The sequence below is a fragment of the Elusimicrobiota bacterium genome, assembly GCA_026388075.1.
In the GTDB taxonomy this organism is placed as follows: domain Bacteria; phylum Elusimicrobiota; class Endomicrobiia; order Endomicrobiales; family JAPLKN01; genus JAPLKN01.
In genome coordinates this window covers 1-13,262 of the sequence record JAPLKN010000046.1, presented here as the reverse complement: position 1 = coordinate 13,262, position 13,262 = coordinate 1, and the positions used below count along the sequence as shown (strand labels likewise).

16 protein-coding genes are annotated in these 13,262 nt (G+C 37.1%); all 16 read right to left on the bottom strand.

The genetic code is table 11. The features are described from left to right. Positions 1-33 precede the first annotated feature (33 nt). The 16 genes from NT145_02230 to purD all read right to left on the bottom strand — a co-directional run bounded on the left by NT145_02230 (position 34) and on the right by purD (position 13,255). On the bottom strand, positions 34-387 hold the full coding sequence (locus NT145_02230) for a four helix bundle protein (GenBank protein ID MCX5781511.1): 354 nt from the start codon (positions 385-387) through the stop codon (positions 34-36). A 39-nt stretch (positions 388-426) separates the two neighbouring features. Beyond that, positions 427-1,062 carry a phosphoribosylglycinamide formyltransferase gene (gene purN, locus NT145_02225; protein MCX5781510.1) on the bottom strand — a complete coding sequence of 212 codons (636 nt, stop codon included), beginning with the start codon at positions 1,060-1,062 and terminating at the stop codon, positions 427-429. Positions 1,063-1,190: 128 nt separating this feature from the next. Next, a complete protein-coding gene (purM, locus tag NT145_02220; protein ID MCX5781509.1) occupies positions 1,191-2,177 on the bottom strand; it encodes a phosphoribosylformylglycinamidine cyclo-ligase in 987 nt (328 codons plus the stop codon). A gap of 109 nt (positions 2,178-2,286) precedes the next feature. Then, positions 2,287-2,862, bottom strand: coding sequence for an orotate phosphoribosyltransferase (gene pyrE, locus NT145_02215; GenBank protein ID MCX5781508.1), 576 nt, complete (start codon positions 2,860-2,862; stop codon positions 2,287-2,289). After that, positions 2,859-3,500, bottom strand: a complete 642-nt coding sequence (gene pyrF / locus NT145_02210) for an orotidine-5'-phosphate decarboxylase (GenBank protein ID MCX5781507.1) — start codon at positions 3,498-3,500, stop codon at positions 2,859-2,861. Before pyrF ends, pyrE begins: the two co-directional genes overlap by 4 nt. 1 nt (position 3,501) lies before the next feature. Beyond that, entirely contained in the window at positions 3,502-3,849 is a 348-nt protein-coding gene (locus NT145_02205) for a hypothetical protein (GenBank protein MCX5781506.1), read from the bottom strand. 24 nt (positions 3,850-3,873) lie between these two features. Next, positions 3,874-5,919, bottom strand: coding sequence for a sulfatase-like hydrolase/transferase (locus NT145_02200; GenBank protein MCX5781505.1), 2,046 nt, complete (start codon positions 5,917-5,919; stop codon positions 3,874-3,876). Positions 5,920-5,921: 2 nt separating this feature from the next. Further along, the gene (locus NT145_02195) at positions 5,922-6,842 is read right to left on the bottom strand and encodes a dihydroorotate dehydrogenase (GenBank protein MCX5781504.1); all 921 of its coding nucleotides are present in this window, start codon (positions 6,840-6,842) and stop codon (positions 5,922-5,924) included. Between the two features lie 44 nt (positions 6,843-6,886). Further along, complete coding sequence (locus tag NT145_02190) at positions 6,887-7,531, bottom strand: dihydroorotate dehydrogenase electron transfer subunit (protein MCX5781503.1); 645 nt, start codon at positions 7,529-7,531, stop codon at positions 6,887-6,889. A gap of 95 nt (positions 7,532-7,626) precedes the next feature. After that, positions 7,627-8,922 (bottom strand): dihydroorotase, encoded by a 1,296-nt coding sequence (locus NT145_02185; protein MCX5781502.1) that lies wholly within the window; start codon positions 8,920-8,922, stop codon positions 7,627-7,629. 48 nt (positions 8,923-8,970) lie between these two features. Beyond that, entirely contained in the window at positions 8,971-9,555 is a 585-nt protein-coding gene (locus tag NT145_02180; GenBank protein ID MCX5781501.1) for an isoprenylcysteine carboxylmethyltransferase family protein, read from the bottom strand. 51 nt (positions 9,556-9,606) lie between these two features. Beyond that, a complete protein-coding gene (locus tag NT145_02175) occupies positions 9,607-9,738 on the bottom strand; it encodes a hypothetical protein (protein MCX5781500.1) in 132 nt (43 codons plus the stop codon). 8 nt (positions 9,739-9,746) lie between these two features. Then, positions 9,747-10,700, bottom strand: a complete 954-nt coding sequence (locus NT145_02170) for an aspartate carbamoyltransferase catalytic subunit (protein MCX5781499.1) — start codon at positions 10,698-10,700, stop codon at positions 9,747-9,749. Positions 10,701-10,750: 50 nt separating this feature from the next. Next, positions 10,751-11,302 (bottom strand): bifunctional pyr operon transcriptional regulator/uracil phosphoribosyltransferase PyrR, encoded by a 552-nt coding sequence (pyrR, locus tag NT145_02165; protein MCX5781498.1) that lies wholly within the window; start codon positions 11,300-11,302, stop codon positions 10,751-10,753. Positions 11,303-11,324: 22 nt separating this feature from the next. Then, a complete protein-coding gene (gene purE / locus NT145_02160) occupies positions 11,325-11,969 on the bottom strand; it encodes a 5-(carboxyamino)imidazole ribonucleotide mutase (protein ID MCX5781497.1) in 645 nt (214 codons plus the stop codon). After that, entirely contained in the window at positions 11,966-13,255 is a 1,290-nt protein-coding gene (gene purD, locus NT145_02155) for a phosphoribosylamine--glycine ligase (GenBank protein ID MCX5781496.1), read from the bottom strand. The genes purE and purD overlap by 4 nt, the downstream gene beginning before the upstream one ends. Positions 13,256-13,262: the final 7 nt, after the last annotated feature.

The following is a 13,262-nucleotide window of genomic DNA, read 5'->3' as shown; positions in this document are numbered from 1 at the left end:
CTTTCATAAAACCTCCGGAAACAGTGATAAGTGTTAAGTGGTAAGGGATAAGTTTTTTTCCCTGTTTAGTAACACCTTCTGTAAACTATTTAACATCTTGCCTATTTCTTCACATTGATCGTTAAGCAAGTTATAAGAACTTTCCTCTAAATAATTTAAATCTTTACTTAAAATTAAATGATATTTTGTCTCTTCTAAGGAAGTCTCAGCTATATTAAGAAAATGCAAATAGTCTTTTCTACTGTTTCTTTTGAATCCTTCTGCAATATTTGATGGGATGGAACCTGCTGATCTTCTAAGTTGAGATACCAAACCGAATTTTTCATCTTCAGGAAATATCTTAGTTTTTTTGTATATAGACAACACCAATTTGTCATTAAAATACACCTGCCTAATATTTTTTACTTACCCCTTAACACTTACCACTTACCCCTTAATTTTTAATCCTTCTTTAATTATTTTAAGAATCGCTTCAGGATATATCTGATGCTCAACCGGTAAAATTCTTTTGGCCAGCGATTCGGGAGTATCATTAGGTATAACAGAAACCCTTTTTTGAATAATAATCTCCCCGTTATCATATATTTCATTAACCCAGTGTACTGTTGCTCCGGATTCCTTATCACCTGATTTCAATACAGTTTCATGCACGTTATGGCCATACATTCCTTTGCCGCCAAACTTGGGAAGAAGTGCGGGGTGAATGTTTATTATATTGCCTTTAAACTCTTTAATAAGCTCTGGAGTTATCATGCAAAGATATCCTGCTAGGCAAATCAGCTTAACTCCGCGGCTTTTTAACTCTTTTGCTATCTCCTGGCAAAATGCGGCATTGCCCTGAAAATTTTTTCTGTCTATAAACTTGGAATAAATTCCATGCTTTTTCGCGCGTTCTAAAGCGTAAGCATCTGCCTTATTTGAAATTACTGCCGCAATTTCAGCAATATCTTTGAGTATCCCGGACTCGCAGGAATCAATTATTGCCTGCAAGTTTGTTCCTCCGCCTGAAACCAGGACTCCTATTCTCACTTTATCCGGGTTATCGTTTTTTTTTGTTTCCATCTATGCCTCTGCTTCAATCTGAATCATAGCGGATAGGAAATACAAAAAACTTTATTAGTATTTTCAGTTGACGTTTCTATACGCTATTCCTGCCTCCGCCTGAGGCGGACGGCGCTAAACGCTATACGCTAGATTATGGTTACTCCCCTATGCCCTTTCTGAATGTATCCGATTATCCTTGAACCTTTCAGATAATTTTTTATCTTGTAAGCCTGATCATATTTTACTATTAAAATCATCCCTATCCCCATATTCAGTGTCCTGTAAATATCTTTTTCAGGAACTTTCCCTTTTTCCTTTATTAATTTAAATATTTTTGGTACTTCCCAAAAACTTTTATTTATTATTGCCTTGCAGTTATTGGGAAGAATGCGTTCTATTTTATCGTAAAAGCTCCCGCCGGTTATGTGCGCTATCCCGTGAATTGCAGTTCGGAGTTCGGAGTTCCCGCCACTGAGACGTTGGCGGGCAGGCTCAGTTCGAAGCAAAGACAAAATTTCTTTTACATAAATACGGGTAGGAGCAAGAAGTTCTTTAGAATATTTTTTAAGTTCTTTCTCATTAAAAACTTTTCTTATTAAGGAATAGCCGTTTGAATGGGGCCCGGAAGAAGGAAGCCCTATAATAACGTCTCCGTATTTTATTTTTTTTCCGGTTATTTCCTTTCCTTTTTCAATTACTCCTACCGCAAAACCGGCCAAATCATACTCATTATTTTTATAAAATCCCGGCATTTCTGCAGTTTCACCGCCGATTAATGCGCATCCTGAAATTTCACATCCCCTGTTTATCCCATTTATCACTTTTTGGGTGAGATTTACGTCCAGTTTGCCGCAGGCAAAATAATCCAGAAAAAAAAGAGGTTTTGCGCCGCAGCAGATTAAATCATTTACATTCATTGCCACTAAATCAATACCTACTGTATCGTGTTTATTAAGAAGAAAAGCCAGTTTTAGTTTAGTGCCTACACCGTCCGTTGAAGCGACAAGGTTATATTTTGTGCCTTTAAGCGGAAAAAGGCCTCCAAAACCTCCGATTTTTGGAAGCTTCTTTTTTATTCTTCTGACTAATTCATTTCCAGCGTCAATGTTAACGCCAGATTTTTTGTAAGTGATCAATCTAAACTCCTCATTATTAAGAGCGTATAGCGTTTAGCGGATAGCATATAGGAAAAACTTTCTTTATCATTGTCTTTTCTATCCGCTATACGCTATTTCCTATCCGCTATTTTCTACTTCCTGGTTTTACTAAGGGAATTCCCTGTTTGCAAAGAGGGCATTCGTTAGAATTATAGTTTTTTACTTCTAATGATAAAATTGAAAATTTAGGGGCCCCAAAATCAACCTTTCCGCCGCTTCTATCAACTAAAGAAGCAACTCCAACTATATCTGCGCCAAGAGGCTTAATTACTTCTATTACCTCTTTTGTTGATACCCCTGTTGTTATCACATCTTCAACAATCAGGCATTTTTCCAACTTTTCAATTGAAAATCCACGCCGTAAAGCTAGTTTTCCATCCACCCGTTCCAAAAAAATAGCTCTTGCTCTAAGAACCCGGCCCATTTCTTGTCCGATAACTATACCGCCAAGAGCCGGAGATACGACAAGTTCAATTTTGGGAATTAAAGAAGTTATTTTTTCGGCTAAAACTTTGGAAAGTTTTTCGGTTTCTTCAGGATGCTGTAAAATTAAGGCTGACTGAAAATAAGTGTCCGAATGTAGCCCGCTAGAAAGCAAAAAATGTCCCGATAACAATGCTCTATATTTTTCAAATAAATACCTAATCTCTTCAGAATTCATTTTTCAATTTCCTCGCTTATTTTTTTTGCCACTTCAATAGGATTTTGAGCTTCAATTATAGGACGTCCGATAACAATAAAATCAGCCCCGGCTTTTACTGCCGAAGCAGGGGTCGCGATCCGCTTCTGGTCATCGTCAATTTTTTCAGTTCTTATTCCGGGAGTTACAACGGTAAAATCTTTGCCGCAAACTTTTTTAATTTCTTCAATTTCAAGCGGCGATGCTATAACTCCGTCCAAACCGCATTCCTTTGCAAATAAAGCTTTCTTTGCTATTTCTTCTGTCTTTGCTTTATGGCTTGTTAAAACCGTCACAGCCCATATTTTTGGCCTGTTTGCTACTGAAGAAGCCGCGTAAAGCATCTCTCTTCCGCCGGACGAATGAACTGTGAGGCTATAAACCCCAAGCTCTTTCGCTGATTCAACGGATCTTTGTACCGTAGCCGGTATGTCATGAAATTTTAAGTCAAGAAATACTTCCTTGCCCAATCCTTTTATCATTTTTATTATTTCTTTCCCTTCTTTCAAAAAAAGGATCGGCCCTACTTTAAACAAATCGATATAAGGAGACATATCGCTTACTAATTTTAGGGCTTTTTCTTTATTATTTATATCCAGCGCAAGTATAATTTTTTTCATATCACTCTTTAGATATTTTTATCCGAACAAAGAAATCCTTGCTCCAACTGTATTTATCCAATATTTTATGTGTCATATCCGTTATTACGGCCTTCATTTTTTCCTCGCTTTTTTGCGAAACATCCTTTCCTAAATTTACATAAATATCTACATAATTAGTCAGGATGGTAAAATCTATTTCACATTTTGTGTTTTCCCGAAGAATAAATTTATTATATTCCTGATTCAATTGAATGTCCAGCCATTCTCTTTTCGTCGGAGTATACTGCGTGTTAATTTCATTATTTTCAGCATTTAGAAAAGGCATTAATTGCAGAACTAGAAAACAAATAATAAATACTTTCCTCATTTAAGCACCTCTTTTTTCAATTTTTTATGGATTTTTTACTAAATATTCTGCTATGGCAAGAACTGTTTTATAATATTTTATCATTTTATTATGGTTTTCATCCGCTTCTGATATCAAAAGCATTTGAGGATGATTTTGATCCCAAATATAATACGAGGCAGTCCCTTTTTCAATATCACATTTTACCAAGCCATCTTTGTCCATAATAATTCCGTCGGCATTAAAAGCAATTGAATTACTGGTATTTGCAAACATATTTTTTCCTAACGAGATGTATTCTTTCCCGGACAAAGAAAGGTTATAAAGTGTGGATATAATATCAAGATGTGATCCGAAAGTTTCTGGATTGAATTTATAATTTTTCAGTTTATTAGGCACGTACAAATAAAAAGGAACAGCATCTATCACGCCGAGCTGTTCATTGCTGTAGTTAAATACGTCCCAGAAATTGTGGTCCCCGGTTACAGCGATTAAAGTGTTTTGGCCAAATTTTGACTTTTTTATTCTTGTTATCAGCTCGCCTACTTTTTGGCATGAATACTGATATGTTTCAAAACGCATTCTGGAAAGTTTTTTATCTCCAACTATTTTTTTATCAAGATCCTTTGAGATTATTAAAGACAATTTATTGTAATTTTTTGGCAAAGAATAAGGAGGATGATTAGTGGTTGTCATAGCAAGGATAAATTTTGGTTTTCCGGTATTTTGAGAAAGTTTTTTATATATGTGATCAAACAAATACTCGTCATAAACTCCCCACTGGTTTTTTTCATAGCCCGGATCCATAGATCCCTGCCCTTCAACAAAATCGAATTCTGCCCTGGGTGCGAAAGAAGACATATTTCTCCAGCCAATATCCCCTCCATACAAAAATATTGTCTCATATCCCGCTTTCTTGTATGGTAATGCCGCAGCAAACTGATATTCATGATAGGCGTATTTTGATTGACTTATGAATTTTGCTTTCAGTCTTTGCGGGATGTTCAGCATTATCGTTTCAAGACTTCCTGTAGTGCCTATATCTCCTGAAAGAAAATTATAAAATACATAATCTGAATCAAAATGCTTTTTTAGCTCCCCTAATATATTGAATGACTCTGAATTATACTGAATAAGATCGCTTCCGAATGATTCCATCACAATAATAATTACGTTTGGCTTAATTTCGTCAATCAGCGAATTCTGCGGAGTTCTCTTCTTCAGATTGTCAATAAGTTTTTTCTTTAGTTTTTCTTTTTTAACGTTTAAGAATTCAGCAAATGCTCCCTCAATATCTCCGGAGTATCCGACCGCACTGATAAGATCATAATCATTATTTTCTTTAAGCCTAAAATCAATTGCTTCTTGAAATGTTGTTATCCCGTTCAGGCAAAGTTTATTAACAAATATATTCGGCGAAATATCCGCATCCATGGTTCCCAATGGAAAAAGCCCGAAAGAACCTCTGGCAGAAATAACATTAAGTGCGATTAGAACCAATATAATCCCAAATTTTAGAAAAAATGGCGTCGATTTTTCCCGCTGGCTGTTTATCGGGAAATTTATCGCTTTTATGAAAAAACTAGCAATGAAATATACCACACCAAAAAGTGCCACCAATCCTGCGCTGATTATCGGCAAATTGTAATTTTCAGCAATGCCTGTAAACAACGCCTTTGTATCGTCTTCAAGCACGCCGAAAATAACTGTGTTTATATGGCTTTTGAAATACGAATAAAATCCCGAGTCAACACAAAGAATGAAAAACGCCAAACTAAACATTGTAAAATAATAAAACTTAACAAATTTAAGCCACTGCTCGTATATCTTCAAATTATTAATAATCCAAACTATGGTAAATGTTAATGTGACTAGATACGTAATATAAGATACGACAACAAGATCAAACCGCATTCCCATATAGAATGCCCTTAAAATATCGTAGGTTAACCCCTGCAGCTCCTGCATATCGGCGAAACGGACAAAAAACACCAGCCTAAAAATTGACATGCAGATTAAATAAACAACATTCATAAGGATTATGTTTTTAATGCTCGCGGCTATTAGATGAAACGAAATTTTGTTCTGCATTTTTACTCCTCTACTTTTAGTTTCCCGACAATCTCCTGCATTTTTAGTATTTTTCGGGATTTAAAGTATTCTTCTAATCCGTTCAATATTTTAATCGGGTTCATCGGATCAATAAAGTTGGCCGTGCCAACGCTTACCGCATTTGCTCCCGCAAGAAAAAATTCTAGAGCATCTTCAGCAGTTGATATTCCTCCCCCGCCGATTATCGGGATGTTCACTTTCCCGAAAACCTCCCAAACACATTTCAGTGCCAAAGGTTTTATAGCAGGGCCTGAAAGGCCTCCGGTTACAGTTGAAAGTTTAGGTTTCCAGCTTTTTACATCTATAGCCATTCCGGGAAAAGTATTAACCAATGACAAAGCTTTGGCCCCGGATTTTTCAGCCAATACCGACAGGTAAACCAAATCGTCAACCTGAGCAGATAGTTTGGCAATAATAGGAACTTTGCTTATCCTTGAAATTTGGCTGATTATTTCTTCAACAAGGCTTGAGTCCTTACAAATAATCCTTTTGCTGACATTCGGACAAGATAGATTTAATTCTATTGCCGCAATTCCCACAACTTCTTCTAATATTTTTACAACTTCTACATATTCCTGCGCAGTCTCGCCCGCAATACTTACAACTACCGGTACACCAAGTTTACGGAGATCTTCCCACTTTTCTTTAAGGAACTTTTGAACGCCGACATTTTGCAATCCGATAGTATTTAGCAGCCCGCTTGCAGTTTCTGCAAGCCGCGGGACAGGATTTCCGGATCTGGGTTCAAGTGTGATGGTTTTTGTAACAACCGCGCCTAATTTTGAAACGTCAATAAGGTCAGTTATTTCGTCACCATAACCAAAGGTTCCCGACGCGGCAATGACAGGATTCTTTAGTTTGACACCAGCTATTTCAACTGATAAATCAATTTTTTCTTTCATTTTTTTTCGAGCTTATCGGTTTAGTGCAGAAGAGTCCAACTGTCCTACAGCTCTATATCGTTGACATTGAACACCGGACCGTCTTTACAAACCATTTTGTATGTATTACCTGAACGAACTGCACAGCCCTGGCAATTCCCAACACCGCAGGCCATCATCTCTTCAAGAGAAACATATCCTTCAATATTGTGGGACTTGCAAATTTGAGCAACTTTCTTAAGCATTGAATTCGGCCCGCAAGAGAAAACAACATACTCTTTGCCTTTATTTTGGGTTAAGAATTTTTCAAGATAATCGGTTATTAAACCTTTGTATCCCTTAGAACCATCTTCCGTAGAAAATTGTATTTTCCATTTTTTGAGAGAGTTTAGTTTCAAAGGGATAAATTCTGCTTTTTTCTTCGCGCCGTAAAAAATAACTCCCGATGATCCGATTTTTTGAGCCAGAAAATGCAGTGAAGCTATTCCTGTTCCGCCGGCAACCAGAAGCGGAATTTTTTTACCTAAACCGCTTTTAGCCGTATAGGATTCCCCTAAAGGCCCTAAAATATCTATTTTACTGCCTTTTTTAAGTTTTGATAATTCAGAAGTTGCGGTACCAACAATTTTGTATAAAAATCCGATTTTACTGCCCTTAATTGAAAAAACGCTTAAAGGGCGCCGTAAAAAAACTCCCGGCAAAGACAACATGCAAAATTGCCCCGGAAAAGAAAACCGGGCTAACTTTTTCCCTTCAAAAACAACTGAATAATAGCCCGGAACAATTTTTTCGTTTGATACTATGGTTAATCGTTCGTTGGTTCTTTCAGTGACCAGACTACTCTCCCTCCCACTATTGTTGTATCCATAACACCTTTTAGTTTGCGGCCGATAAAAGGTGAATTTTTGCTTTTTGAGAAAAAGTCCGAAACTTTTACCGTGTATTCTTTTGCAGGATCAATGATAGTCACATCGGCAATATTTCCCGCCTTGATTGAACCCCTGTTTTTCAAAGAAAAGATTTTTGCAGGATTTGCAGAAAGCTTTGAAATCGCCTCATTCCACGTTAAAACTTTTGTTTCAACCAGTTCTGTTATAACCAGGCTTGCCATAGTTTCAAGGCCTATTATTCCGAAAGGGGCCAGATCATATTCTTTATTTTTTTCTTCCTCTGAATGAGGCGCGTGATCTGAAGCTATACAGTCAATTGTTCCGTCTTTTAAGCCTTTTTTTATTTCATCAATATCTTCTTTAGTACGAAGAGGAGGATTCATTTTAGTGTTTGTGTCAAAAGTTTTTACGGCATCATCCGTCAGCGAAAAATAATGGGGGCAGGTTTCACAAGTTACATTTATTTTTTTCTTTTTTGCCTGGCGGATGAGCTCAACGGATCCTGCTGCTGAAACGTGGGCAATATGCAGATGCGCGCCGGTAAGCTCTGCCATCATAATATCCCGGCTTACGATTATTTCCTCGCTTTGACTGGGTATTCCGCGAAGCCCAAGAACCATTGAATTATATCCTTCGTTCATTGCCCCGCCTTTTGATAAATCTTTGTCTTCGCAGTGTGAAATAACGGGCAAGTTGAACATTTTAGAATACTCTAGGCCTCTCCTCATAACCTGAGAATTCATTACCGGATTACCGTCATCAGAAACGGCAACGATTCCTGCTTTTTTCAAAATCCCCATTTCGGCAAGTTCCTGGCCGATTGAACCCTTAGTTATGCAGCCGACAGGGAAAACATTTACAATACCTTCTTTCTGAGCTTTTAAAAGTATAAATTCAACCGCAGGAGCGTTATCCAGCGGGGGATGGGTATTCGGCATGCAAAAAACTGTTGTTATTCCACCGTGCGCGGCAGCTTTTGTCCCCGTGGCAATTGTTTCTTCTTCTTCATGTCCCGGTTCTCTCAAATGGGTATGAATATCTATAAGCCCGGGAACAACTATTTTTCCTTTTGCGTCTATGATAACCCCGTTTTTGTTTTCCAGTTTTTCCTTAACTTCAACAATCTTATTGCCCGATATAAAAACATCAGCAACACCATCAAAATTCGCCGCCGGGTCTATTACTCTTCCATTTTTAATGATTGTATTCATAAGTATTTGTTCTTTTCGCATCTCATAAATTTTTTATATTATTAAAATCTAATGCCTGCAAAAATATATAAAAATCATACAAATTGTTATCCCGAAAATTGCTTGCAATGTGCGTTTTTCAGAAGTAAGTCCTTCTTTTATATTTGGAACTTCAAAAGAATATGAAAAATCTTGATACGGTCTTAATTTGGGCATAAAGCGGGAAACATTATTTGAATATTCTTTATATTTATCACCATATTTATTTATTAAATATTCTTCTTCTAGTCTTATTATAAAATAATATTGAACATAAGAACCGATAACTGTTGCTATTAGCAACCAAGGAAATAATGCCATCGACATAACACATGCACCAACATATAATAAAATATTGCCTATATAAAGAGGATTTCGGACATATGCAAAAGGCCCGTTTGTGATAAGACTAGTTGCTCCCACTCCAGTTTTAGTTACCCGTGTTTCTACACCAACTATGGAAACACCCCAAAAACGTATAGTTTCCCCTAACAACATTATCATCAATCCAATTGAGATACTTAGAATTGACGGCATAGAAAAAATTAGCATTATTAATAATAATGGTATTGGAGTATAGCTGCGATATTTAAAAAGAAATTTATTAAAATTCATTATTCTACATTATTCTTAAAATAACCAATATTTTATTTACTAATAATAAATCTAATATTTTTTATTATAATCATTTAAATTCTTAACTTCAACAATCTTATTGCCCGATATAAAAACATCTGCAACCCCATCAAAATTCGCCGCAGGGTCTATTACTCTTCCGTTTTTAATGATTGTATTCATAAATTTTATTATTCTTTGTTTTTAATTGTTTTTGTTTTTATTCCTGAAGTTGCTTTTCCAGAAAGCAGATAAAGTACTGCCATGCGTACAGCTATCCCGTTTGTCACCTGCTCATATATAACAGAAGACGGCCCGTCAACAACTTCGGAAGAAATTTCTATGCCGCGGTTCATGGGACCAGGATGCATAACCATTACATCGGGCTTAGCAAGTTTTAAGCGGTCTTTGGTCATCTGATAAAGCTCGATATATTCATGAACCGATGGAAAAAGATTTTCCTGCTGCCTTTCAAGCTGAATTCTTAATATATTTACTACGTCAACGCCTTCTAAAGCTTCATTAAGGTCATAATATACTTTCACGCCAAGATCGCCTATATGCGAAGGGATCAAAGTAGGCGGGCCTGAAACCCTGACTTCTGCGCCAAGTTTTGTAAGAGCCCAAATGTTTGATTTTGCTACCCGGCTGTGTAATATGTCCCCTACTAAAAGTATCTTAAGCCCCTCTATCCTTTTTTTCTTTTCTCTGATAGTATAAAGATCTAATAATCCTTGAGTCGGATGTTCGTGAAAACCGTCCCCGGCATTTATGACTGACGAACTCACATTTCTTGCAAGAACCGCCGGGGCCCCGGCAAGACTGTGCCTAATGATGATAAAATCGGATTTCATCGCTTCAAGCGTTTTTCCGGTATCTATCAAGCTTTCGCCTTTTACAACACTTGAAGTTGCAACGGCTACATTTACGACATCCGCAGAAAGCCTTTTTGCCGCAATTTCAAACGAAGTTCGTGTTCTTGTTGAAGGTTCATAGAAAAGGGAAACAACTGTTTTCCCTCTAAGGGTAGGAACTTTCTTTATTGAACGGGTAAAAAGGTTTTTAAAAGGACTTACCGCATTTAAAATAGTTTCTATTTCTTTTTTATCTAGGTATTCAAGTCCCAGCAGATCCTTTTTTTCCATAAGTTTTGCTATTATATCAAAATTTTACTGATTTCTAAATAGTAATTATGCTATTTTGCCTGCTTTAATACAACTCTGTCTTGGCCGTCAACTTCTTCAAGTTCAACAGAAACAAGCTCTTCCCGGGCCGTAGGTATCTTTTTTCCCACAAAATTAGGTTCAATAGGAAGCTCCCTGTGGCCTCGATCTATTAAAACGGCAAGCTGAATATTTTTGGGGCGGCCGAAATCTATTAGCTGGTCTATCGCGGCCCTTATTGACCTTCCGGTAAAAAGAACATCGTCAATCAGGATAATCTTTTTATCATTTACGTTGAAACTAATTTCGGTTTCCTTTAAAGGCGGCGGAGTTTCAAGGGTTTCAAAATCGTCCCGGTATAGGGTAGTGTCTAAAATGCCAAATATTATGTCGCCTTCAGCGTTTTCTTTTTGTATTTCTGCTATTATTCGTTTTGCGATATGCACACCCCTCGTTTGAATACCAATGATAGCCAGGTTTTCTACGCCGTGATTTTTTTCTACTATCTCGTTTGCAAGCCTTCTTAGCGTATGCTTTATTTCATCTTTGTTCATCAAAACTCTTTTTTCTGTGAAATTTTTCATATTATATCCGCTTATCTAAAATTTATTTCTTCTTTTGCGCTTCGCTTATATATTTTTCTATCCCGGTTTTCTTGAGTATTTTATCTTTTTTTATGATCGTTTCAGCAAGTTTTTTCCTAAAAAGCGAAATCTTGTTTCTTAAAGCAGAATCACTCAAAGCAAGAATCTCAGCCGCCACAATTGCAGCATTTGTAGCGCCGGGTTTGCCCAAAGCTACCGTTGCCACAGGTATTCCGGCCGGCATTTGAACGATGGAAAGTAGAGCATCCATTCCGTTTAAAGATTTTCCTTCCATAGGAATGCCAATTACCGGCAACGTTGTTTCTGAAGCAATAACACCCGGAAGGGCGGCAGACATTCCTGCAGCCGCAATAATAAGTTTTGCACCCTGCTTTTCAGCGGCGCGCACGCAAATTTTAACATATTTTGGCGTACGGTGGGCTGAAGCAACATTTATGCTATAGGGAATTGAAAAATCTTCCAAAGCTTTGGCAGTTAACTGAATAACAGGAAGGTCCGAATCCGAACCCACGATAATTGCAACTTTTATCCCGCGATTTTTAGGTTTGCGGTAATAATTTTCAGGATTTGCGGAATTCCGCCCAGCGCCTTTAATTGAAAACTTCTTAGTTTTTTTATTCTGCTTTTTAGGCTTCATTTTTTTCATGATTTTATTAGCGCTCTCCTGGCTATATCTTTTCTGAAATGCATACCTTCAAAACTTATTTCCGAAACCCCTTCATAAGCTTTTTTGACGGATTCCGAGATATTTTTTCCTATCCCGGTTACACCTAAAACTCTTCCCCCTGAATTTACAATTTTACCGCTACTATAAGATGTTCCTGCATGAAAAATCATGACATCTTTTATTTTTTGTGCGGTATCAAGCCCTTTAATTTCAAATCCTTTTTTGTAGTCGCCCGGATATCCTCCGGAGGCAATAACTACGCATGTTGCAGTACTATTATACCATTCTAGGTTCTGCTTGTCTAATGTAGCTGAAATCGTGCTTTCCATTATTTCAACAATGTCGGATTTCATTAGAGGCAGTACAACTTGGGTTTCCGGATCCCCAAATCTGCAGTTAAATTCAACAACAAAGGGATTTCCTTTTACAATCATAAGACCTATATAAAGAACGCCGCGGTAATCAATGCCTTCTTCTTTAAGTCCTTTGATAAAAGGTTTAATGATTTGTTTTTCAATCAGTTTAATAGTCTTTTCATCAATAATCGGAGCAGGTGAATATGCTCCCATTCCGCCTGTATTCGGCCCTTTATCACCGTCGTTTGCCCTTTTGTGGTCCTGCGCGGAAAGCATAAGAAGATAATTTTTTGAATCAAGAAAAATCTGAAGAGACGCTTCTTCTCCATCCAAAAACTCTTCTATTACAATTTCTTTACCCGCATCCCCAAAGACCTTTTCTTTCATTATTCTATTTATAGCTTCTTTTGCCACACTTTTGTTATCGCATATTATTACACCTTTTCCCGCCGCAAGGCCGTCCGCTTTTACTACAAGTTTATTTTCAGATGTATAATTGTTGATAAAATTCAATGCATTTTCGTAATTTTTGAAATTGTTAAACGAAGCGGTGGGAATCCCGTATTTCCTCATAAAATTTTTGGCAAAGGCCTTGCTTGATTCAAATTTGGCAGCAGTTCTATTAGGTCCGAAAATTTTCAAACCCTTTTCATTAAAATAATCAACTATTCCTGAAGCAAGAGGGGCTTCCGGGCCAACTACCGTAAGATCAATTTTATTATCTTTAACAAATTTTTCTAGGCAGGCAAAATCGTCAATTTTTAGAAGTACGCATTCGGCAAGTGATTGAATTCCGGGATTACCAGGCGCGCAAAAAACCTTTTCAACTTTGGGACTCTGCGCAATTTTCCATACTAATGCATGTTCTCTTCCCCCCGAACCTATTACTAAAACTCTTTTTTTATACATTTAACAG